This window comes from Marixanthomonas ophiurae (genome assembly GCF_003413745.1).
Classification (GTDB): Bacteria; Bacteroidota; Bacteroidia; order Flavobacteriales; family Flavobacteriaceae; genus Marixanthomonas; species Marixanthomonas ophiurae.
Genome location: NZ_QVID01000002.1, coordinates 347058 through 369250 on the forward strand (window position 1 = coordinate 347058; position 22193 = coordinate 369250).

Annotated in this window: 22 protein-coding genes; 12 read left to right on the forward strand and 10 right to left on the reverse strand. The window is 36.8% G+C overall.

Annotated features, from left to right (window positions below):
- The first annotated feature begins 73 nt into the window (after positions 1–73).
- From DZ858_RS11785 to DZ858_RS11795, 3 genes are all read left to right on the forward strand, one after another.
- Positions 74–439 carry a S24 family peptidase gene (locus tag DZ858_RS11785; RefSeq protein ID WP_117159866.1) on the forward strand — a complete coding sequence of 122 codons (366 nt, stop codon included), beginning with the start codon at positions 74–76 and terminating at the stop codon, positions 437–439.
- Positions 436–1728 carry a Y-family DNA polymerase gene (locus DZ858_RS11790; protein ID WP_117159867.1) on the forward strand — a complete coding sequence of 431 codons (1293 nt, stop codon included), beginning with the start codon at positions 436–438 and terminating at the stop codon, positions 1726–1728. The genes DZ858_RS11785 and DZ858_RS11790 overlap by 4 nt, the downstream gene beginning before the upstream one ends.
- Before the next feature lie 116 nt (positions 1729–1844).
- Complete coding sequence (locus DZ858_RS11795; RefSeq protein ID WP_117159868.1) at positions 1845–2846, forward strand: T9SS type A sorting domain-containing protein; 1002 nt, start codon at positions 1845–1847, stop codon at positions 2844–2846.
- Positions 2847–2898: 52 nt separating this feature from the next.
- Here the strand turns inward: DZ858_RS11795 and DZ858_RS11800 are convergent, their stop codons facing one another.
- The 4 genes from DZ858_RS11800 to DZ858_RS11815 all read right to left on the reverse strand — a co-directional run bounded on the left by DZ858_RS11800 (position 2899) and on the right by DZ858_RS11815 (position 8148).
- The gene (locus DZ858_RS11800; protein ID WP_117159869.1) at positions 2899–3657 is read right to left on the reverse strand and encodes an SDR family oxidoreductase; all 759 of its coding nucleotides are present in this window, start codon (positions 3655–3657) and stop codon (positions 2899–2901) included.
- Between the two features lie 77 nt (positions 3658–3734).
- On the reverse strand, positions 3735–4739 hold the full coding sequence (locus DZ858_RS11805) for an alcohol dehydrogenase (RefSeq protein WP_117159870.1): 1005 nt from the start codon (positions 4737–4739) through the stop codon (positions 3735–3737).
- An 83-nt stretch (positions 4740–4822) separates the two neighbouring features.
- Positions 4823–5521, reverse strand: a complete 699-nt coding sequence (locus tag DZ858_RS11810) for a CPBP family intramembrane glutamic endopeptidase (protein ID WP_117159871.1) — start codon at positions 5519–5521, stop codon at positions 4823–4825.
- Between the two features lie 182 nt (positions 5522–5703).
- On the reverse strand, positions 5704–8148 hold the full coding sequence (locus tag DZ858_RS11815) for a T9SS type A sorting domain-containing protein (RefSeq protein ID WP_117159872.1): 2445 nt from the start codon (positions 8146–8148) through the stop codon (positions 5704–5706).
- 388 nt (positions 8149–8536) lie between these two features.
- Here DZ858_RS11815 and dnaK point away from each other — a divergent pair, with 388 nt between their 5' ends.
- From dnaK to DZ858_RS11840, 5 genes are all read left to right on the forward strand, one after another.
- Positions 8537–10459, forward strand: a complete 1923-nt coding sequence (gene dnaK, locus DZ858_RS11820) for a molecular chaperone DnaK (protein WP_117159873.1) — start codon at positions 8537–8539, stop codon at positions 10457–10459.
- A gap of 146 nt (positions 10460–10605) precedes the next feature.
- A complete protein-coding gene (locus tag DZ858_RS11825) occupies positions 10606–11148 on the forward strand; it encodes a hypothetical protein (protein ID WP_117159874.1) in 543 nt (180 codons plus the stop codon).
- Entirely contained in the window at positions 11145–11999 is an 855-nt protein-coding gene (locus DZ858_RS11830; protein WP_117159875.1) for an ABC transporter ATP-binding protein, read from the forward strand. The genes DZ858_RS11825 and DZ858_RS11830 overlap by 4 nt, the downstream gene beginning before the upstream one ends.
- Complete coding sequence (locus tag DZ858_RS11835; protein WP_117159876.1) at positions 11996–12826, forward strand: ABC transporter permease; 831 nt, start codon at positions 11996–11998, stop codon at positions 12824–12826. The genes DZ858_RS11830 and DZ858_RS11835 overlap by 4 nt, the downstream gene beginning before the upstream one ends.
- 29 nt (positions 12827–12855) lie before the next feature.
- Positions 12856–13476: a hypothetical protein gene (locus tag DZ858_RS11840; protein ID WP_239990777.1), complete on the forward strand. Its 621-nt coding sequence runs from the start codon at positions 12856–12858 to the stop codon at positions 13474–13476.
- Here DZ858_RS11840 and DZ858_RS11845 read toward each other — a convergent pair.
- From DZ858_RS11845 to DZ858_RS11855, 3 genes are all read right to left on the reverse strand, one after another.
- Positions 13473–14159 carry a hypothetical protein gene (locus DZ858_RS11845; RefSeq protein WP_117159878.1) on the reverse strand — a complete coding sequence of 229 codons (687 nt, stop codon included), beginning with the start codon at positions 14157–14159 and terminating at the stop codon, positions 13473–13475. The two genes, DZ858_RS11840 and DZ858_RS11845, sit on opposite strands and share 4 nt — an antisense overlap.
- A 281-nt stretch (positions 14160–14440) precedes the next feature.
- Entirely contained in the window at positions 14441–15151 is a 711-nt protein-coding gene (locus DZ858_RS11850; RefSeq protein ID WP_117159879.1) for a leucine-rich repeat domain-containing protein, read from the reverse strand.
- A 96-nt stretch (positions 15152–15247) separates the two neighbouring features.
- Positions 15248–15892: an alpha/beta hydrolase gene (locus DZ858_RS11855; RefSeq protein WP_117159880.1), complete on the reverse strand. Its 645-nt coding sequence runs from the start codon at positions 15890–15892 to the stop codon at positions 15248–15250.
- 35 nt (positions 15893–15927) lie between these two features.
- Here DZ858_RS11855 and DZ858_RS11860 point away from each other — a divergent pair, with 35 nt between their 5' ends.
- From DZ858_RS11860 to menD, 3 genes are read left to right on the forward strand one after another with little or no spacing between them, the layout of a single operon-like run.
- Complete coding sequence (locus DZ858_RS11860) at positions 15928–16347, forward strand: hotdog fold thioesterase (RefSeq protein WP_117160430.1); 420 nt, start codon at positions 15928–15930, stop codon at positions 16345–16347.
- A 6-nt stretch (positions 16348–16353) separates the two neighbouring features.
- On the forward strand, positions 16354–17421 hold the full coding sequence (locus DZ858_RS11865) for an isochorismate synthase (protein ID WP_117159881.1): 1068 nt from the start codon (positions 16354–16356) through the stop codon (positions 17419–17421).
- A 31-nt stretch (positions 17422–17452) separates the two neighbouring features.
- Positions 17453–19117, forward strand: a complete 1665-nt coding sequence (gene menD, locus DZ858_RS11870; protein WP_117159882.1) for a 2-succinyl-5-enolpyruvyl-6-hydroxy-3-cyclohexene-1-carboxylic-acid synthase — start codon at positions 17453–17455, stop codon at positions 19115–19117.
- Between the two features lie 4 nt (positions 19118–19121).
- On the opposite strand, the gene DZ858_RS11875 is transcribed toward menD, so the two are convergent.
- Entirely contained in the window at positions 19122–19535 is a 414-nt protein-coding gene (locus DZ858_RS11875) for a hypothetical protein (protein WP_117159883.1), read from the reverse strand.
- 88 nt (positions 19536–19623) lie between these two features.
- Here DZ858_RS11875 and DZ858_RS11880 point away from each other — a divergent pair, with 88 nt between their 5' ends.
- Positions 19624–20454, forward strand: a complete 831-nt coding sequence (locus tag DZ858_RS11880) for a CvfB family protein (RefSeq protein ID WP_117159884.1) — start codon at positions 19624–19626, stop codon at positions 20452–20454.
- Here the strand turns inward: DZ858_RS11880 and DZ858_RS11885 are convergent, their stop codons facing one another.
- Positions 20455–21018 carry a hypothetical protein gene (locus DZ858_RS11885; protein ID WP_117159885.1) on the reverse strand — a complete coding sequence of 188 codons (564 nt, stop codon included), beginning with the start codon at positions 21016–21018 and terminating at the stop codon, positions 20455–20457.
- 31 nt (positions 21019–21049) lie between these two features.
- The gene (locus DZ858_RS11890; protein WP_117159886.1) at positions 21050–22171 is read right to left on the reverse strand and encodes a C1 family peptidase; all 1122 of its coding nucleotides are present in this window, start codon (positions 22169–22171) and stop codon (positions 21050–21052) included.
- Positions 22172–22193 lie beyond the last annotated feature (22 nt).

The window sequence follows — 22193 nt, forward strand, 5'->3', positions numbered from 1 at the left end:
TTTATAGATTGTTGTTGAAAAGTATGTGGAAATATTCCAATTTTAAAACGGAATATTTCCTAGTTTTGTTTTTATGGAAATTACAACCTCTGGGAAATTACAGAAAGTCAAAAATCGCCATGCACCTGAAGTCTCTAAACAAACGGGATTTCCTAGTGCGGCTACACACTATTTAGAAGCGCCTATCGATTTGCATAAAGAATTAATGCACAATCAAGATGCTACTTTTTTTATTCGGGTAGATGGCAATGGGTATACAGCATTCAAAATACGTCATAACGATGTATTAATTGTGGACCGTTCCCTTAAAGCAATTCCTAATCGACTGGCTTTGGTGGTTAAAAATGGTGAGTTTTTGCTGATCCGTATTTCAGAAAACCCTTCAGAAGAATATATTTTATGGGGTGTTATCACGTATATAATTCATAATGCATTATGATAGCGATGGTCGATTGTAATAGTTTTTACGCATCGTGCGAACAGGTATTCCGACCTGATTTGTGGGGAAAACCGGTAGTGGTGTTAAGTAATAATGACGGTTGTATAATTGCGGCAAATAAAGAAGCAAAAGCAATAACCGACATCCCAATGTTTGAACCCGTTTTTAAAATTAAAGATCAATTAATTAAAAATAGGGTAAAATTTTTCTCATCAAATTACACCTTGTATGGCGAAATGTCCCAACGGGTGATGAATATCTTAAAAACCTTTTCACCTATGGTTGAGGTGTACAGCATTGACGAATCTTTTGTAGAAGTAAGCGGAATGGACTATTTAAACCTTGAAACCTACGGCCATGAAATAAAAAACACCATCAAACAAGTAACCGGTTTGCCAGTAGGAGTAGGGGTTGCCCCAACAAAGGTGTTGGCAAAATTGGCCAATAAGATGGCAAAGAAAATTGAAGGGTATGATCACGTATGTGTGATTGATTCTGAAGAAAAACGGATTAAAGCCTTACAGTGGGCCAAAACAAAAGATATCTGGGGATTGGGAAGAAAGCATGTAGAGCGATTAAAAAATATAGGTGTATTTACGGCATATGAATTTACCCAAAAACCGCTCGCGTGGGTACGCAAGGAAATGACCGTAGTAGGTGAGCGACTGTGGCGGGAGTTACGAGGAGAACCGTGCATTGAGTTCACCGAAATACCAAAACCCAAGAAAGGAATCGGTACCGCAAAATCGTTTGGTAAAAAACTGGAAGACCTAAAACTTATTGAGGAAGCGTGCGCCTATTACATTAGTGAAGTGAGCGAAGTATTACGTGCACAAAATTCCTGTGCTACCTATATACAAGTGTTTGTGCATACCAATTACCACAGCAATGTTGATAAACAGTACTCTAATAGTATAACGGCGACGATGTCGATACCTACCAATAATACGTTTCAATTGATTTCTGAAGCGCGAAAAGCGTTGCACGAAATTTATAAACCTGGTTATCGCTATAAAAAAGTAGGGGTGAATTTAAGCGGAATCATTCCGCAGGAATATGTACAGGGCAATTTGTTTCACCAGCCTTCTAAGTTAAATAACCGGGAACTTATTCAAATTTTTGATAAACTGAATAATAAATACGGAAAATCTACTGTAGCTTCAGCGATGACCGGAACAAGAAAAGAAGAATGGGAACTCATAAAAAAAGAGCGAAGTCCTCACTACACTACACAATGGAAAGAATTACTTAAAATTGAAGCTAAAACTAGTAGTAGAAAACTTACATAACCGGTAGTTTACTGAAAAACAGCTACTTATTCTGTTAAACTTTTTCTAAAAAAGATTAAACAAAATTAATTTTATTTAGTTTAGTAGTCATTAATACAAACTAAAAAAAAACTATAATGAAAAAGCTATTACTACTAAGTACAGTTATGTTGTTGTCAGCAGCTGTATTTTCACAAACTGCCAGAGTTCAGGTAATTCACAATTCGCCTGATGCATTAGCTTCAGAAGTTGATGTGTATGTAAATGCAGACTTAACCTTAGACGATTTTGCGTTTAGAACTGCTACGCCCTTCGTTGATTTACCCGCAGGAACAGAAATTGAACTCTCCGTAGCACCTTCAAACAGTACAGATGTTGGAGATGCTGTACTAACAGTCCCGGTTACATTAACTGAAAACGAAACGTATATTGTTGTAGCCGATGGTATTGTAAGTCCAACGGGCTATAATCCTGCTCCCCCTATAACATTACAAGTATATCCTATGGGAAGGGAGACAGCTACTAGCGGATCTAATACTGATGTGTTGGTGCACCACGGTTCAACCGATGCTCCTACTGTTGATGTTTTTGAAACAGGTGTGGGTGCAGGGTTGATTGTAGATGATATCTCATATTCTGAATTCCAAGGATATTTAGAGTTACCTACTGCAGATTACGTTATTCAAGTTCAAGATGAAACAGGAACAACAGGAGTGGCTGCTTATCAAGCACCTTTAAGTACTTTAGGTTTAGATGGTGCAGCTTTAACTGTGTTAGCATCTGGTTTTTTAGATCCTTCACAAAATTCAGATGGTCCATCATTTGGTTTATGGGTGGCATTAGCTTCGGGAGGAGATTTAATTCCACTTCCAGGCGCACCCTTAGGAGTTGATGATATTGACAATGTATCAATAAATATATATCCAAACCCGGTACAAAACCAATTAACTGTTTCAGGAATAACTTTAAAAGACTATACAGTTGATATTGTTGATATGCAGGGACGTATTGTGGCTAAAGCTGTATCAGAAATTTCGGATAATATAATCAGTACTGCAAGTCTTACTTCAGGAGTTTATTTTCTAAATATCCGTAACGGAAATAAAAACGCTAAAACCATACGATTTGTAAAACAATAGTTTAATTGTTTATTGTTTACTATTAAGTGTCCGCATATACTGCGGGCATTTTTTATATAGCTGTAATACTAATCCCTCCGTCAACTGAAATATTTTGACCAGTTATGTACGATGACTTTTCCATAGCCAAAAAGGCAATTACGTTTGCCATTTCGCTAGCTTGGGCCACGCGCCCTAATGGCGTGTGTTTTAAAACGGGATCAATCCGTTCTTTTATTTCGAGCAGTCCTTCCGTAAGTGGAGTTTGTGTAAACCAAGGGGACATTGCGTTTACTCGAATACCATCTTTCGCCCACTCGGCAGCAAGGTTTTTAGTTTGCATCACCAATCCAGCTTTAGACATGCCATAAGGGGAACCTGTATTGGTGTCTAGTGACCCAGAAACAGAAGCAACATTCACAATGGTTGCTTTGCCAGATTTTTTAAGAAACGGATAAAGGTTTCTGCTCAACTCGAAAGGAGCCGTCATATTTATGGCAATAACTTTTGAAATTTCTTCTTCGGAATAGTCTAAAGCTGCTTTCCGGATATTGATTCCGGCATTGTTTACAAGAATGTCCAAGGTGTTCCAGCGTTTTTTTACTTCGGAAACAATAGCTTCCATTCCAGCTTTTTCTGAAACATCACTAACTAATCCATACGCTTTGTGACCTTCTTTTTGTAACTCGCTTTCAAAAACTTTTACATCTTCTTCACTCCGTGCCGTAAAAATGACTTCGGCGCCAAGTGAAAGAAACTCTAAAACAGTTGCTTTCCCAATTCCTTTGGTTCCGCCAGTAATAACTGCTTTTTTATCTTTTAAATTCCACATAACTATATTTTAAAATTAAAAAACCTTCCATTGCATTCAAACTGAATGTAATGGAAGGTGTGTTGTGTTTTTATTCTTTACGGAGTTAAAACGACTCTAAAACGAGCTTCGTTGTTCATCATTTTGTCAAATGCTTCTACAACATCGTCTAAGTTGTATGTTTCAATCATGGGTTTGGTATCGGTCAATGCACTAAAGTTAAGGGTGTCTTCACTTTCAATTGCCGTACCGCTAGGCCATCCGGTAACCGATTTTCGAGCCATCAACAATTGCATAGGCGAAACTTCTACAGCATCGGGTGTAGCACCGATACAGATTAATTGTCCGTCAATCCCCAATCCATCAATTACGGAAGATATAGCATCAGCGTGCGGCGCTGTGGCAACGATTAATTTTGCACCGCCTAATTTCTGCAACTCTTCAACAGCATCTTGCTCTTTAATATTAATGTAGTGGTGCGCACCTAAATCTTTTGCTAATTTTTTTTTATCATCACTCGTGGAAAGCGCTACTGTTTTCATCCCCATTTTATTGGCGTATTGAACGGCTAAGTGTCCTAAACCACCAATTCCTTGAACGGCTACCACATCTCCGGCTTTTACATTGCTGTTTCGCATTGCGTTGTACACGGTAATTCCGGCACATAATAAGGGTGCGGCTTCTTCACTGGAAAGTTCTTCTGGAATACTGGCAACTGCTTCTTGTGGAGCAGTCATATATTCAGCATAACCACCATCGTACGAAATTCCACAAACCTTGGCGTTTTCACAATTAATAAACATACCGCGTCGACAAGGTTCGCAGTTAAAACAGTGTCCTCCGTGCCAGCCTACACCAACGCGCTGTCCTTTTTTCCAGTTGGAAACATTGCTGCCAACGCTTTCTACAATCCCCACAACTTCGTGACCAGGAACGCGAGGATATTCTAATCCGGGAAATCCGCCAGCTTTTACAAAGTTGTCACTGTGGCAAATTCCGCAGGCTTCTACTTTTAATAATACTTCGTTTTCTTTTGGAGTGGGCTTGTCGAGTTCTACTATTTTAAAATCGCCTCCCGCTTCTTGTACTTGTACTGCTTTCATAGTTTCTTTTTTTGAGACTTGAAGATACAAAGAGTAGCTTACTTTTGTTTTAAATCTGTGTTAAACCCTGAAGAGATAATGGATTAATTAGAAAGTGTGTATGTAACTACCAGCATAACCCCAATTACAAAGGCGTTATTAAGAAAGTGAAGTAAAATAGGCCAAATGAGTACGCCAGTTTTTAGTTTTAACCAACCAGCAATGCCACCAAGAACAATCCGCGGAATAATCATAGCAAACAAGGCCGCATTCAGTAAAAAAGATTCTACATAGTTATAAATGTGTGCCATCCCGAAAATTAAGGAAGTAATGATTAAAACTACTAACACGTATTTCCCTAAAAACTTCTGAATACCCAAAAGTGCGTTTTTAGGTATAAGTAGTTGTAGTACGTAATAAATGCCAATAAAAACCCCGAACATTATTAAGAGCCTGATATACCAATCTGCTAATCCTTCAGAAAAGCCCATAAAAAGGAAACTGAGCCACCCGCTTATAAAAAGCAACAAATCCTCATAACTGGGTTTTATAAGGGAACGGAACATAATTTCTTCAAAAATAGGCGCAATGATCACTGCCGAAATTAACAGCTGTATCGGTTGGTTATTGAGCATTTCTAGTAAACGCTCTTGTTTATATTCGTTATTTATAAGTTCAGGAAACCATTTTGATAATATGCCCAATACCATAAAAAAGGAAAAATAAAACGCCCAAACCAATAGGTAGCTTTTTAGTAATAGTTTGCTACCTTCTTTAGCGGTGTATGTTTTTGTTGCAATCATTTTTTATGAAGTGACAAAAGTAGAGGAATAAATTGTTTTACCTTTCGGCAAAAGTTTATCCTGAGTTTTTATCGAAGGGCTCAGGGTACATGTGAACGGGGATATTGCAACAAGAGAAACCCACCAGGTTTTATAAATTGTCACTATTACAAATTCCGTAGGGGTCTACTTTTATTAGCCGTTCAATTTATTTTTTTTACAACCTTTTTAGTTTCTGTCCTGCCACTTTCATTTATAATTTTCACAAAATAAATTCCTTCACTTAAACCTGATATATCCACTTGATTTTTTTCTTTAAAAGTAATAAGTAGTTGACCAATACTGTTGTAGATAATTATTTCAGAAATAGGCGAGTTAGATTTTACATTTAACAATCCGGTTGTTGGATTTGGGTAGATACTGAAGGAGTTTGCTAGGTTTTCTTCAATCGCAAGTGGCCCAAGGTTTTCAAACCAGATTATTTCATCATTTCTTTGAGAAGATGCTAAAACGTCCATTTTTCCGTCCCCATTAAAGTCATCAGCAAAAATACAAGTAGCTCCATTTACATTGGAAGAAATAATTTGAGGTTCGCCAAAATTCCCAGTTCCATCGTTTTCATACCAATATACTGTATTATCAAAATAAATAGCTGAAAGTACATCTATATCCCCATCACTATCCAGATCTTCTGCATAAATTTCGTAGGCACCTGATACATTGTCATCAATAACCCGCAGTGGTCCAAATGTGCCTTGTCCATCAATATTTTCAAACCATACAACTGAACTACCTTCAAACGATGACGCTACAATGTCTGCGTCTCCATCATTATCAATATCTTTCGAGACTAATGAATAGGAGGAAAGTAATTCAGTTGAAATTATTTGCTCTGGACCATAATTTCCTCCTCCATTATTTTCGTGCCAAAAAAGGACATCATTAATCCAATCAGCCGCAACTAAATCCATATCGCCATCACCATCAAGATCTACTGCTTTTACAGATTCTACTGACTTAAAATTATTGTTAATAACTTGGGGGGAGCCAAAATTTCCTTGACCATTCAAATTTTCATAATAAAAAATACCATAATTAATACCTCCTGAAATAATATCAATATCTCCGTCGTCGTCAACATCTAGAGGATAAGTTATGTATGGATTATCATTAAGTTGCGGGAATAGGTGTGCTTCAAATGAAGTTACTAAACCATCCATATTTTCAAACCATCCTACAATGTGATCATTATGAGATTCGGAAACTACATCCATATCGCCATCGCCGTCTATGTCTGCTGCATTTATAGAAATAGGGTAATCCAATTGTGAGATTGTTATAGGCTCGGAAAAATTTCCTTGACCATCAAGATTTTTTTGCCAAGCAATTTTATCGCTACCTGGGGCTGCTGATAGAATATCTTGATCTCCATCCCCGTCCATGTCTATTGAGAAAACAGTATAAGGAGCATTAACACCATTTATTTCCACTACAATTTGTTGAGGTCCGAAGCTTCCTTGGCCATTGGTGTTTTTATAATATGCTATTTTATCATCTCCGCTAGATGCAGACATTACGTCCAAATCCCCGTCGTTGTCCAAATCACTAAGTTCAATATCTCTTACACTGCTAACATCATCTGTTATTTGTTGCATTGGGCCAAAATTGCCAGAGCCGTCATTTTTATAAAAGCTTATCTGGTTAAAACCCGCTTGGTAAACATAATCGATATCCCCATCATTATCAATATCAGTACCTTGGCCTCCACGAGGGTCTATTGGGTCGTAGCTTATAAAGTGCTCTGTACCAAAATCACCTTGTCCGTTTACATTTTCAAACCAAATAATTTTTTGATCTAAAAATGATGAAGTTGCGAAAAAATCCATATCGCCATCACCATCAATATCTGCAATTGATGCACCGCTTGGCTGAGAAACATCTGTAGTAATAATCTCTTGTGGGCCAAAACTTCCCTGGCCATCTATATTTTTATACCAAGAAATATCTCCTTCGAAACTTTCATAGTTCGTCGTTAATATATCCATATCACCATCGCCATCCATATCTTCTACAGCAATTGAAGATATGCGAGCTTCTGTAAGAATAACAGTATGTTCTGTTCCAAAAGTTCCTTCCCCATCCATATTTTCATACCAAGCAAGGGAACTGTTTTCCCCACCGTTTCCTACTACATCAAAATCGCCATCGCCGTCCATATCTCTGGCCAATATTTCTTGAGCGTAGGTACTTGCGGTGTTCACAAGTTGCGGAGAAGCGAAATTAGCCTGACCATCTGTGTTTTCATACCAAACAATGCCGTCTTCTCTTGCAGAGTTTATTATATCTTGATCTCCATCACCATCAATATCTATTGTGATAACCTGAACTGTTCCAGGTCTCGTGTTGCTTATAATTTGCTGGGACCCAAAATTTCCGTTAATATTTTCATACCAAGCTATCTTACCATCATTACTAGAGGATGAAATCATATCCATATCTTCATCGCCGTCAAGGTCTGCCGCAAAGACAGAACTTGCGCCATTTGTACCACCGTCGTCGTTGACAGTAATGTGAGCATCAAAATCTATTTGCGCATGAATTGAAAAAGAAAAAAAGAGGGTTGATAGAAAAAGTAATTTTGTTTTCATTCTTATGATTTAGAGTGGGCAAAATAAAGACTTTCTTACTACTATACAAACTACAGACACCAAGTTTGTTTTATAAGGCAATAGCGCTCTAAACGTCTTAAAGCAAGCCACAAAAGTAATGGAATAAATTGTTTTAAATCAGGACTGCATTTGCAAGAGGGATAGAGTAGGGTACCGTGTACCCACGAAAGCCTGCCTGCCGGCAAAGGCAGGCCCGACCGTACCCTGAGCGGAGCCGAAGGATGCGGGCTTGCCATAAAAAATCTTTTAAAACTGTCAAATTTATTATGATGTATGACACCCTGTCATAAAGTTTTCGATGGCATAATCATTGACTTATACATAGCGAATTAAAAATTTGAATTAGTAAAACAATAACTATAATACTATGAGTAAAATAATTGGAATCGACTTAGGTACAACCAACTCCTGCGTTGCTGTAATGGAAGGTAGCGAGCCAACGGTAATACCGAATGCCGAAGGAAAACGAACTACTCCCTCAGTAATCGCCTTTGTGGAAGGTGGCGAAATTAAGGTTGGTGACCCTGCAAAGCGTCAGGCTGTTACAAACCCTAAGAAGACTATATCTTCCATTAAGAGATTTATGGGGAACAAGTTTTCCGAATCAAAAAAAGAAATTGATAACGCTGCATACGATGTAGAAAAAGGCGATAATAACACACCACGTGTTAAAATCGATGATCGTATGTATACGCCTCAGGAATTGAGTGCGATGATTCTTCAGAAAATGAAGAAAACTGCTGAAGATTACCTTGGGCAAGATGTAGATCGTGCTGTAATTACAGTCCCGGCTTACTTTAACGATAGTCAGCGTCAAGCAACAAAAGAAGCTGGTGAAATCGCTGGCCTTAAAGTAGAACGTATTATTAATGAGCCTACAGCGGCTGCATTGGCATACGGACTTGATAAAAAAGATAGCGACCAGAAAATAGTAGTATTTGACTTTGGTGGTGGTACACACGATGTTAGTATCCTTGAATTAGGAGACGGCGTTTTTGAAGTACTTTCTACCGATGGTGATACGCACTTAGGTGGTGACGATGTTGATAGCAAAATCATTAACTGGTTAGCAGATGAGTTTCTAAAAGAAGAAGATTTAGATCTTCGTAAAGACGCTATGGCGTTACAACGTTTGAAAGAAGCTGCTGAAAAAGCTAAGATTGAATTATCATCTTCTACACAAACTGAAATTAACTTGCCATACGTTACTGCAACAAGCAGTGGACCAAAACACTTGGTAAAAACGTTAACGCGTTCTAAGTTTGAGCAGTTAATTGACGATTTAGTAAAAAGAACCATCACTCCTTGTGAGAAAGCTATGAAAGCAGCTGGTCTTTCTAAGAGTGATATTGACGAAATAATTTTAGTAGGTGGATCGACACGTATTCCTGCTGTACAAGAAGCTGTGAAGAATTTCTTCGGAAAAGCGGCCAGTAAAGGAGTAAACCCTGATGAGGTTGTTGCAGTTGGAGCAGCTATTCAAGGTGGTGTATTGACCGGTGATGTAAAAGATGTACTGTTACTAGATGTAACACCATTATCATTGGGTATTGAAACAATGGGTAGCGTGAATACAAAACTTATTGAAGCCAATACAACAATACCGACTAAGAAGAGTCAGACGTTCTCAACAGCGGCAGATAATCAGCCAAGTGTAGAGATTCACGTATTGCAAGGTGAGCGCCCAATGGCAGCAGATAACAAGACAATAGGACGTTTCCACTTAGATGGAATTCCACCTGCGCCAAGAGGAACACCTCAAATTGAAGTGACTTTCGATATTGATGCCAACGGTATCATTAAAGTAAGCGCTGAAGATAAAGCAACTGGTAAGAAGCAAGATATTAGAATTGAAGCTTCTTCAGGCTTAACAGAAGAGGAAATCGCGAAAATGAAACAAGAAGCGGAAGCTAATGCTGATGCCGATGAAAAAGCGAAAGAAAAAGTTGATAAAATCAATGAAGCTGACGCGATGATTTTCCAAACTGAAAAGCAACTGAAAGAATTTGGCGAAAAATTATCTGATGATAAGAAAAAGCCAATTGAAGATGCTTTAGAGGAATTGAAGAAAGCGCATGCAACACAAGAAGTTGAAACCATCCAGCCAGCGTTGGATAAAATCAACGAAGCGTGGAAAACTGCAAGTGAAGAGATGTACAAAGCGCAAGCTGATCAACAAGGTGGAGCTGCCCCAGGCGGTGATGCTGGATCTCAGCAAGGAGCTACAGGCGGATCTTCAGAAGAAGAAGGCAGTGATGTAGAAGACGTAGACTTCGAAGAAGTGAAGTAAAACAGATGTCGAAAGACAGACGTTTATAAATAAATTGAAAAACCGCAACTCATTATGAGTTGCGGTTTTTTATTATATAACTAGTATAAAGTTGTTTAAGACAAGTATAACATCCATCTTTCCTATTTATCAGTATATTTGAAACCATGGAATCTATACTACTTCCCAAACAGCCGCATCCTGCGGTGTCATACCTTCGTGTAGGTAGGTTGCTGTATTTTTCACTCATCTTGTTTATTCTAGAATCTTGGGTGTACGGGGTGCAACTTATGGAAGCTTGGAATAATGCTTCTGGCTATATTGTTGCTATTTGGGCATGGTGCTTTCTATTTTCCTTTATTCATATTTATTTGGTTATTATGGATGGTTGGTCACGCTACCAAAACTACAAACGAGCAAAAGATCAGTTTTTTATACACGGGTTTCGTCCGCGTATTGCAGATATTTACATCGTTTCAAAATGTCAACGTATGGCAGCCGAAACCGCCGCAGAAGAATTAGGAATAAAAGAAGAAGTACAAACGTATTACAAAAGTTGTGGTGTAAAATGGTATCATTATATACCATATTTTATGGTAAAAGAACCTTTGTTTATGTTTAAAAAGCACTTTTGGTCCCGTACTTTTTTAGAGAAAAATTATACTCCAAAATTTGATTTTCAAAATATGCCACAAGCAACTTCGGTATGAGTATTTCGTGTACACAAGTAAGCAAACAATACGGTTCGGTACTGGCATTAAAACAAGTAAATGTCTCTTGTAAAGCCGGTGAAATTTGTGGGATAGTAGGGGCAAACGGAGCCGGGAAAACGACTTTGTTTAAAATATTAATGGGGTTGGTAACACCTGATAGTGGTTCTGTGGCTATACAATCCACTGGCAATAAAAAAGCTGGAGGTATTATAGAAAAACCTGCACTGTACGAATACCTCACAGCTTACGAAAACCTTAAAGTATTTGCCAAAATGCAAGGGGCAAATACCGATAAAGATATACTACATCAATTTTTAAAACGGGTAGGATTACCAATAGACAGAAAAGATCCGGTGCGCAATTATTCTATGGGGATGAAACAACGACTAGGAATCGCCATTGCGTTGCTTAACAATCCTTCTTGTTTAATTTTAGACGAACCGTTTTCAGGTCTCGACCCTATGGGGATTGAATCGCTACGAAATCTTATTCTGAAATTATCAGAAGAAAATCTGGCAATTTTAATTTCCTCTCACATTGTCGATGTATTGAGTAAATTATGTTCAAAATTATATGTTATTAATAACGGAAGCATCGTTAATTCAGGTGAAACGGCTGTTTTAATTTCTGAAAATACAAATGCATATACTATTTGCGGATCTGGAATTGCAGCTTCAAAAACGCTACAAAAGTATGAAACAACACAACGGGGCAATTGTATGACCATTTCAATTTCTTCTGAAACTATTCCGGAGGTATTACAGCAATTGGCCGAAGAACAAATCAGCATTACGTCTTGCACACCTGAAGTAGATTTACAACAACTTTTTCATCCGAGACCACAATGAGAGCCTTGTTAGCGACCGAATTTTACAAACTCATAAAACAAAGCCGAACCTACTATGCGCTCGCTGCCATTTTTGTGATAGAAGGCGTGGTGCTTTTCAGCGCGTATTATCAAGGTGCTGGAATTATTGATATTGTGTTGAGCAATCTAAAAGACACCTTCTACTTTGAAGGAAATCTGCTGAATGGAAATTTAGTCACCTACTTTATATTAAACTCGCTGTGGTTTCATGTTCCGTTAATCTTAATCATTATTATGTCAGGCTTGCTCACCACAGAATATAAAGACAAAACCTTACAGACCGTTATGATGCAGCCGGTAAAAAAGTGGCAGTATATACTCAGTAAATACATTGTAGCCATTGTATTTACCACCTGTGTGGTGTTTGTACTGGCGCTGACCTCCTTTTTACTATCATATGCTTTGTTCGGAAAAGGTGATTTAATCGTGTACGTAAATGGGCTTACTTTTTTTGAACATCATGACGCTTTTTTCAGATTAGCGAATGCTTTTGTAATAGGAGTGGTGTCGATGGTATTTTTTTCCGTAGTAAGTGTAACCTTGGCTGTTATTTTTAAAGAAGCGATGAAAACCTGGATTATTGCCGCTTTCTTTTTAATACTTTCAAATATTCTACTGAAAGTTGATTTTGGAAGCGAATTGCTAAACCAATTGCTATACGTAAAACTGAACGATACGTGGCAGTACTTTTTTACGTTTGAAATTCCGTGGAACACAATTTACATGAATGTCACTTTATTAATGGCATACACCTTGCTTACAATGGGCGTTGGAGTGTATATATTTCAGAAAAAAGATATAGGATGATACAACGATTGATGTTGATACTACTATTTATGAGCTCGTTTTCAAGCTTGGCTCAAGAACAAGATGAAGATTTACTGCGCATTAAAGAGCGGTTGGATATTGTTTCAGCGTTTACAGCCGACTTAAAACTGGATGTGGATATTAGTTTTATCAATATGCCACAAAAAACAGCTATAGTAAAATTTAAAAAAGGGGAGCCTATGTCTTTTTCTTCGGAAGAATTTGCGCTTATCCCCAAACGCGGACTAGATTTTTCATTTCAGGAATTATTTGAACATCCTTTTATCACTGTAGATCGTGGAATGGAAGTTATAGAGGGAAAAGAGTTAAAAGTAGTGAATGTTATTCCTACAGATAAAAAAGCCGATTTTTCGATTGCAACAGTATATTTAGATGTAAAAGCTGAACGCATAGCTATTTCAGAAATAAGCACTAAAAAAGATGGCACGTATAAACTACTATTAGATTACCCAACTTACGAAGCTGTTTTACCTTCAAAAGTAGAAGTACAGTTTGAAATGGAGCGTATTCGTATTCCGCTTAATTTTATGGGAAGAGATATAGACGTTGATAGAAAGCAAATGCGTAAAGAAGACGTAAAAACTGGGAAAATTTTTTTGACGTTGGATTATGAAACTATTTTTTATTAATTGTCAACCTTGCTTATAGAGTACCCTTCACTACTAAATATATTTTCATCAACAGTTTTAGAAATATGAATAACACGAATTATCACATCGGCACGACCAGTTTTGCTTTTTAAAAGCATTTCTAGAGGTAGTCCTTCCACGCCAAACTGATCGAAAAGTTCTATTTCTTTGGCATCTTTTCCCGCTCCAACAGACTGATATGCCAATACACTACCCATATTTAGTTCTATAGCTTCTGGCATCCACAAACTAGCGGTATATTCACCGTTTACTGCTAACACTTCACGAGTTTGGTACCCTTCAATTTCTTTAGTTTTTCCCGTATAGTTAAGTTTGGTTCGTGGTCCTGTGCCATAATCACGCATCGCCACGTTCATTCCAGGCCAATATTTATCATTCATGGGTAAGATATATCCGCCTTTTATACCATTATGTTCAAATAGTCCAGTTATAGTAGAATCTTGTACATTAAAAATAAGACGTAAATCTGGTTGGTTTCTTTTAGCATGAATAATGAGTGCCGTTTTATCTTTTCCGAAGAAATAGGAAAGGGTGTCACCTCGTTGGTTTCCATTATCGTATTGCTGTGATACAACTAAATCAAAACTTCCTGTAAATTTTTGTGAGTAAAGTTGTAAAAACGTAAAAATAGACAATATAAGAAGTAGTGTGTGTTTTTTCATCTTACATTAAAAGTACTCCAAGATACAATTTTTTGTTTTGAAAAAACTTTTGTGTGCTGTCATAAAACCCTTACAAGTATATGGTTATATGCAAAAAAAGAACGGCTCTTAGTAGAGAGCCGTTCAAACCAAATAAATCAATTAGCAACTAAACTAATTAATTAATACAATAGTAATTATTAATTTTTTTTAGGCAAAGTCCTTTAACGGTATTTTTGGATTTTTATCGACTGGTATTTTCAAAATAATTCTGAAAATTCGTACGATAAATCAATTAGCTTTTATTCATCGTCACTTGTCTCAATAGCAATAATACTATTTGCTGGAGAAGTTATTGTAGGCTCTTTAGTAAGATCTAATAATGCTCCTGAATTTGAAAGTAATACCATTGAAAACATTTCAGGGTTAGTGAACTTGTTTTCGGCTACCATTAGTTCTTTTAAATTATTGTTTTGTGCCAAATCGGTTGGTAAAACACCAGTCAGTTGATTGTCAAAAACATTAAAAATTTCTAAAGCTTTAAGGTTTTTGATAGTTACCGGAATATTTCCAGTAATATTATTACTGCTAAGGTGTAATTGTTTTAACTGAGTAAGGTTACCAATAGTACTCGGGATAGTTCCGGTTAAATGATTTCCATTAAAAGCTAATACCTTCAAGTTTGAAAGGTTACCCATTGTTGTTGGCAACTCACCAGATATTTTATTAAAAGATAATTCTAGGGTTTCGAGGCTTGTAAGGTTTTCAATAGAAGAAGGGATAGTCCCTTCAAGATTATTAAAAAGCAATGTAATACCAATTACTTTATCGTTTTCTAATGTTACTCCTTGCCATTCAGATACGGGTTGATTTAGTTCCCAAGTGCTATTCCATTGTTCACCATTAGTCGCATTATAAAAATCGATAAGGGCTTGCTTTTCTTGTGTGCTTACTTGAGCAAATAGGGTAGTGCAAAAAGCTAAAAATAAAAGACTTAGTAGTGGTTTTTTCATTATTTGGGGCTTTGATTTTCTTACAAAACGGTATAAAGAAACCACTTTTTTTGTCTAAGTGCAAAAAAAATCGATGAACTGCACAATATAAATTAATTATTTGGTTGCTACTTGCTGCAGGAAAGAGGTATTCACTTCGTGAACTCCTTCAAAAACAGATATTTGTAGTCTATTTCCGAATAACGAATTTCCTTTTAACTGTTCCTCGGTTTTACGTGCTTCGGTAATGTATGGATCTTTACTTCCGTACAGGTATGTTACCTTTGTTTCAGGTTTCAAAAATGAAAAATCTTCTGGCTTTAATTCTACCGGAATTCCACCAGAATGAAGTAATAAATGGTCGCACTGAATTTTTCGGCTAGAAAGCCATCTTGTAGCGATAGATACACCCTGTGAATACCCCATAACTATAAAGTTTGGCATAACTTCTGGTTTCTCTGCTTCCCAAACTGCATCAATATACGCCAATACATTTTTGGTTTCGGCCACTGTATTTTCTTTGGTAAGCCAGGAAGCGCCCACATGCTTAAAATCGTTCCCTTGGTAGTATTTTGAAGGAGCTTGTGGTATAATTATATAGTTTTCTTCCGGGTTTAAATGTTTAAAATACTTTGCGAAGTAACGGCTTAAATAGCCCAGGCCATGAAAGGCTATCCAAACATTTTTGGTTTTTGAAGTAAGTGAATTTACAGTGGTGTACGTATTTGTTGAAGTATAAGAAACCGTTCTTTCGTTGGCCATTTGTATTTTGTATTTTTACAAAGTAAATGAAAGCTATGAAGTATACCAAAGAAGAAGTGTTAGCAGGTTGTAAAAAAATGTGTCAAAATACATTAATGGAGACATTAGAAATTGAGTTTATCGATGTTACCGAAGACACCCTTATTGCTAAAATGCCCGTAACCCCAAAAGTACACCAACCAGATGGTGTATTACATGGAGGAGCATCTGTCGCTTTAGCCGAAAGTGTAGGTAGCGCTGCTGCTTTTATATTTATGGATGCTGAAAAGGTAAGTATTCGAGGAATTGAAATTGCAGCAAATCATGTGAAAAGTGTGAGGGAAGGATTTGTATATGCACATGCAAAAGTCTTACACCAAGGGCGTACCACTCAGCTTTGGCAAATTAAAATCGTTAATGAGAACGATCAATTGGTTTCTTTGGTTAAATTAACTACCTTAACGCTTGAAAACTAACCGCTAATGAATTTAAAAATACTGCTTCAAAAAATTACCGAACATTATAAAAACCAAAAACCCTTTGTCCTTTATTCCCACCCCGAAAGCGATACAGTAGAGGTTTTGCTTCAGAAAGATTCAAAAAAATACACTTCCGAAGCATTTGATAAGCAAGGGATTGTTATGGCTCCTTTTATTTATGAGACAAAGGCCGTGTGTATTCCCTTACAAGAATCAGAACATATATCTTGTGAATTTTCAAAAGAAAAAATAAAAACTAAAACCCTTGATCCAAGTTTTAAAACATTGGAAAAAGAAGCGTATATGCGGCTAGTTTCAAAAGCACTTGCAACTATAAGCCATAAAAATACGCATAAGGTTGTTGTTTCAAGAAAAAAAGAATACTCAATTTCGAATACAGATTTCTCAATTTTTGTGCCCAGGTTATTGAAATTATACCCAACAGCATTCCGTTATGTATGGTTTCATCCTGAAACTGGATTGTGGTGTGGTGCTACGCCTGAAACACTTTTAGTGACCAACGGAACTTCCTTTACCACTATGGCATTAGCAGGAACAAAAAAGATTGAAAACCAAAAGACTCCGGAGTGGACACCAAAAGAAAAAAATGAACAGAAAGTAGTGACTGATGCCATAAGTAATTGTCTTCAAAAAGTTACTTCGGTTTTACGCGTTTCAAAGACCTATACGCACGAAGCGGGTTCTTTGGCACATTTACGGACCGATATTACCGGAATGCTGAAAAATAAAAAAACGACTTTGGCAACTATTACCGCTGCATTGCACCCTACTCCGGCAGTTTGTGGCACACCTTTATCAGCAGCATTAGATTTTATAAACAAAAATGAAGGATACGATAGAGAATATTACACAGGCTTTATTGGTTCTATAGACGATAACGATTCAACATCTTGCTTGTTTGTTAATCTGCGTTGTATGAAAATTGAAGATAATAAGGCTAGTTTGTATGTTGGGGGAGGAATTACATTTGACTCTCAACCAGAAGAAGAGTGGGAAGAAACCCAAAATAAATTGCAAACCATGTTGCAAGTAGTGCAACCAATGCTTTAAAATTGACACGGCAGTTTGTACCTTTGTGCCAATGAATTTTTCTGCTAAACGCCTCTCGCAAACTGTTACACAACTTTGTTTATCTAAAGGTATAAATCACGTTGTTATTTCACCTGGTTCCCGTAATGCTCCTCTAACCATTGGTTTTACAGAGCATCCTGATTTTACATGTTTTAGTATTGTTGACGAACGCTGTGCAGCATTTTTTGCTTTAGGAATGGCGCAACAGTTTAAAAAACCGGTTGCATTAGTATGTTCTTCCGGGTCTGCATTGCTAAATTATTTTCCAGCTATTGCCGAAGCTTTTTATAGTGACATTCCGTTGGTTGTTCTTTCGGCAGATCGCCCTTCAGAATTATTAGAAATAGGGGATGGGCAGACTATTCAGCAAGAGGATGTGTATGGAAAACATATTCTATATAACGCTAATTGCAAAGAAGGTGACGAAGACCAAACCTACAATGAAACCGAAATAAATATCGCTTTAAATACAGCGATAGAGTTGCAAGGTCCAGTACATGTAAACATACCTTTTTCTGAACCTTTATATCATACCGTAGATACATTAAAAGTGAGTCCACAAAATGTTCCGGCGAGAGCTACCTCTGAAGAAGTTACTATAAACTTAGATGAATTTACTGAGACGTGGAACAAGAGCGACAAAAAGATGATTTTAGTCGGCGTGTTACCTCCTAATAGTATTGATGAGCAGTACATTACTGCTCTAGCAAAAGGTGAAAGCGTACTTGTTTTGACCGAAACAACTTCAAATTTGCATCACGAACATTTTATTTCGGCTATCGATCAACTTATAACACCTTTAGGTGAAGCCGATTTTAAAGCATTACAGCCCGATATTTTGCTTACGTTTGGGGGAATGGTAGTTTCAAAACGAATCAAGAAATTTTTACGAAACTACAAACCAAAGGCACATTGGCACGTTGACGCTAAAAAAGCGTATGATACGTATTTTGCGTTGAGTAAACATATAAAAACGACACCCGATACCTTTTTAAAGGCTTTTTTACCTAAAACAAAACAAGTTTCTAGCACCTATCAAAGGAGTTGGCTGACGGTTAAAAAAGAGCGTGCTGCATTACATAAAGAATATGTTGCAACGGCGCCCTATTCAGATTTTAAGGTGTATTCCAATGTATTTATACAGCTGCCAAACGACATACAACTGCAAGTGGCCAATAGTGCTGCAATTCGATATGCGCAATTGTTTGACCTTCCGTCGTCTGTTCAATTTTTTTGTAATCGAGGAACTAGCGGAATAGATGGTAGTGTAAGTACAGCAATAGGAGCAGCGTATGCTTCACAATTACCCACTCTTTTAATTACGGGCGATTTGAGCTTTTTCTATGATAGCAATGCCCTGTGGAATAACTATACTCCTTCAAACTTCAAGATTATCTTGATTAATAATAGCGGTGGTGGTATTTTTAGGATTTTACCTGGAGCCAAAGACACGCAACACTTTAACCGCTTTTTTGAAACGAAACATCAACTTTCGGCAAAGCAATTGGCTGAAATGTATCAGTTTGACTATACTTCGACTCATAATGGAGTCACTTTGAAAGAAGAGTTGAGTGACTTTTTTACTTCTTCTGAAAAACCTAAAATTTTGGAAATATTTACACCTTCTGAAGTGAATGATACGGTATTATTAGACTACTTTAAATTTCTCAAATAATTTTTTAAGAATCTAATAATTCTTTACTCCAATTGTACGCTTCAGTAAGGGTTGAAAATGAAGTATGAGGTTTATTGAAAAATATAGATTCCATTGCTGCATTCTTTTTTCCTATTTCACTGCCATATACAATAGAAATACCTTTTAAAGTAGGGATCTTCTCCAGATATTTATAATCATGTGGGTTTAAAGAATATGAATGTATTCTATTAGAAATATACACCCAAGACGAAACTTTTAAATAGTTTAACCCTTTTACCAGAACAGGAAACGCATTTTTGTAAGAAAGTGTAACACCTTCATTTGCTTCTACAATAGCAATATTACCATAAAAGTAAATAGTGCCAATTTCACTGTTAAAAATACTTTTTAGTACTGCTGAACTTGGTAAGGAGTGATGTGAAGGTGTTGCTTTCATAGTGCGTCAAGGTAGTAAATAATATCAAACGATTAAAAATGTTTTTTTTGATATTTCAGTGAATGGTTAATGTAGTACCTTTGCAGCTATGATTAATATAGGACAATACCAAACATTTACCATTTTAAGAGAAACCGATCCCGGTTTATACCTTGGTGACGAAGAAGAAAATGAACTTTTATTACCTCATAAATACAAACCCGAAACATTTGAAATAGGGGATGAAATTGAAGTCTTTGTTTATTTAGATAATGAAGAACGGCCTATTGCAACAACCCTTGAGCCGTATGTTACATTAAATGAATTTGCTTACTTAGTGTGTAGTGATGTAAATAAATATGGTGCGTTTATGGATTGGGGATTGGAAAAACAACTCTTTGTTCCTTTTAAAGAACAAGCCCGCCCAATGACGATAGGCAGTTGGTATATTGTGTACTTGTATTTAGATGATAAGACCAACCGTTTAGTGGGGTCTAGTAAAACAAACCGCTTTGTAGATAATACAAATGTAACCGTCGAAAAATATGACAAAGTAGATATATTAGTCACTCATCTTACTGATAAAGGAGCCAATGTTATTGTAAATGGAAAACACCACGGGCTTATTTATGTTGATGAAATTTTTGAAGATATCCGTAGCGGAGATCGGTTAAAAGCATACATAAAAAAAATACGGGAAGACAATAAAATAGATGTGGTACTACAAGCCCCAGGCTACCGAAGTATAGAGCCCAATGCCAATTATATTTTAGATGAATTAAAAGCAGCGGGCGGCTTTTTACCACTACACGACAAAAGTGACCCTGATACTATTAAAAATGAATTAGGGCTTAGTAAAAAAAGTTTTAAAAAAGCTATTGGGAGTCTCTATAAGGATAAACAGATTATTATTAAGAGTGACGGTATCGAGTTAATCTAATTAATACTGCCGAACCTGAATGTTTATAGAGCTTTTGTTTTCCTTATTTTTATATAGGTTTATGCCAGATTGCCTGTAATATGGATTGTAATAATATGAGTTTCCATATTGTGAGCCTCTATAATATGGATTACCAAAATATGGCATCGTTTGGTTTTGGTAAACCGAATTATTAACACGCGAATATTCGTCGTCGGTATAAACATTAAACTTATTAGCTCTCTTTAAACCTGATTGTGCAAACTGGTTGTTTAAACGAGCCGCAAATGGGTTGTTATTTGTTGATCTAGAATCAATAAAATTATTGTCTTGTGTAGCTGCTTGAACCATATCAACTGGCTGCCAGTAGTCTTTTTCTGAAACTGAAACAGGAGCCAAATTAGGTATATAAACCGGGAGGGCACCAAAGCCTTGGCGGTCACCAAAAAGCCTGTATGGCATCAATTCTAAACCTTTTATTTCCACAGAAGGGATGGCTTCAATGGATACTTGGCGGGTGTCAAAATCTGATTGGCCTAAGGCCAATACAGGTATTAGAAATAATATAGATAGGAGTTTTTTCATCTCTACAGAATATAGCAAATTTTAAGCCAAATTACAATGCTAATTTTCTAGAAGTACTTTTTGGTACAGCATCTTTGTGTACCATAACGCTGATAGCTTTCAGTTTCATATATGCTTCACTAAAATATACATACCCTCCATTGGCATTTCGACTTTCATCGGTTCCCCAACTATTTTTTACTTTGTAGTATTTTGTGCCATTTTGGTCACGTAGCAAACCGGTAATGTGCATTAAATGATCATCGGTGGTGTCGTAGTTTTCAAATTCTGTCTGGCGGTATTCTTGTGTTATATTTTTTTCTGAATAAACACCTTGCAACGCTTTTATATTGTTTTCTGAATTTTCAGGAATTACCGCAACTCCATCTTTTGAGGAAAAAGTACGTTCGCTTACATCACAATCCAATTCTATAGTAAAACCATTTTGTAGTGCATTATCAATAGTAGAAATCATCTCATCTAAAGGAACATTATAAAAACTACCATTACTCCAGTTGTCAGGAATATTCAGTATAAATTCTAAATAAAAAGGAGCATGATTAAATGATGTTATCGTCACATAATCTTCAGGGACAAGCTGCGTCATCTTTAAAAATGACTCTGGAGTGTATTGTTTCCCTTCAAACTGAAACGTTTTAGGGTTAGTTCCTAAATATACATCTAACACACTAGAAACTGCTTTTTTCCACTTAGGGCTTAAAGATTTTGCTGGATTATCAATATAAGTTTCAAGCATGGACTTTAACACAGCTACCAATTCGGCGTGGTTATGGTTTTCTTCTGAAGTAAATAAACCACTGTAGGCTTCTTGTGTAACTAAGCCATAATCGCGGACGGAATTAATTACATCGTGCGCCAAACCACCTTCACTAAATTGTGCCTTGCCTTGTCGCATGACAAAATTTTCAGCTTTTTTAGGATAGGTGTTTCGTACTTGGTACATTTCAGAGAGATTGATTTCTTTTCCCGTCAATCTAATTATTTCAGATTCTAGAAAGGAAGAAGTAGAAAAACTCCAGCAGGTTCCCGTACGACCTTGACTTATAACAGGTGTTGCTTCCAAGTCAATTTCCGTAGTAAATTTATAAGCCTCTTGGGCGGTTGTAGTAAGAGTTGTTAAGGCAATTCCGAAGAAAAAAAATAGCTTTCGCATAGGATTGAAAATTATTGGTTTA

Bases quoted from the DNA above. Each gene is read 5' to 3' on its own strand.
- dnaK (WP_117159873.1), top strand. From the start codon at position 8,537: ATGAGTAAAATAATTGGAATCGACTTAGGTACAACCAACTCCTGCGTT.
- DZ858_RS11850 (WP_117159879.1), bottom strand. From the start codon at position 15,151: ATGAAAAAACCACTACTAAGTCTTTTATTTTTAGCTTTTTGCACTACC.
- DZ858_RS11810 (WP_117159871.1), bottom strand. From the start codon at position 5,521: ATGATTGCAACAAAAACATACACCGCTAAAGAAGGTAGCAAACTATTA.
- DZ858_RS11860 (WP_117160430.1), top strand. From the start codon at position 15,928: ATGAAGTATACCAAAGAAGAAGTGTTAGCAGGTTGTAAAAAAATGTGT.
- DZ858_RS11835 (WP_117159876.1), top strand. From the start codon at position 11,996: ATGAGAGCCTTGTTAGCGACCGAATTTTACAAACTCATAAAACAAAGC.
- menD (WP_117159882.1), top strand. From the start codon at position 17,453: ATGAATTTTTCTGCTAAACGCCTCTCGCAAACTGTTACACAACTTTGT.
- DZ858_RS11885 (WP_117159885.1), bottom strand. From the start codon at position 21,018: ATGAAAAAACTCCTATCTATATTATTTCTAATACCTGTATTGGCCTTA.
- DZ858_RS11845 (WP_117159878.1), bottom strand. From the start codon at position 14,159: ATGAAAAAACACACACTACTTCTTATATTGTCTATTTTTACGTTTTTA.
- DZ858_RS11880 (WP_117159884.1), top strand. From the start codon at position 19,624: ATGATTAATATAGGACAATACCAAACATTTACCATTTTAAGAGAAACC.
- DZ858_RS11865 (WP_117159881.1), top strand. From the start codon at position 16,354: ATGAATTTAAAAATACTGCTTCAAAAAATTACCGAACATTATAAAAAC.
- DZ858_RS11875 (WP_117159883.1), bottom strand. From the start codon at position 19,535: ATGAAAGCAACACCTTCACATCACTCCTTACCAAGTTCAGCAGTACTA.
- DZ858_RS11855 (WP_117159880.1), bottom strand. From the start codon at position 15,892: ATGGCCAACGAAAGAACGGTTTCTTATACTTCAACAAATACGTACACC.
- DZ858_RS11800 (WP_117159869.1), bottom strand. From the start codon at position 3,657: ATGTGGAATTTAAAAGATAAAAAAGCAGTTATTACTGGCGGAACCAAA.
- DZ858_RS11825 (WP_117159874.1), top strand. From the start codon at position 10,606: ATGGAATCTATACTACTTCCCAAACAGCCGCATCCTGCGGTGTCATAC.
- DZ858_RS11830 (WP_117159875.1), top strand. From the start codon at position 11,145: ATGAGTATTTCGTGTACACAAGTAAGCAAACAATACGGTTCGGTACTG.
- DZ858_RS11890 (WP_117159886.1), bottom strand. From the start codon at position 22,171: ATGCGAAAGCTATTTTTTTTCTTCGGAATTGCCTTAACAACTCTTACT.
- DZ858_RS11790 (WP_117159867.1), top strand. From the start codon at position 436: ATGATAGCGATGGTCGATTGTAATAGTTTTTACGCATCGTGCGAACAG.
- DZ858_RS11805 (WP_117159870.1), bottom strand. From the start codon at position 4,739: ATGAAAGCAGTACAAGTACAAGAAGCGGGAGGCGATTTTAAAATAGTA.
- DZ858_RS11795 (WP_117159868.1), top strand. From the start codon at position 1,845: ATGAAAAAGCTATTACTACTAAGTACAGTTATGTTGTTGTCAGCAGCT.
- DZ858_RS11840 (WP_239990777.1), top strand. From the start codon at position 12,856: ATGAGCTCGTTTTCAAGCTTGGCTCAAGAACAAGATGAAGATTTACTG.
- DZ858_RS11785 (WP_117159866.1), top strand. From the start codon at position 74: ATGGAAATTACAACCTCTGGGAAATTACAGAAAGTCAAAAATCGCCAT.
- DZ858_RS11815 (WP_117159872.1), bottom strand. From the start codon at position 8,148: ATGAAAACAAAATTACTTTTTCTATCAACCCTCTTTTTTTCTTTTTCA.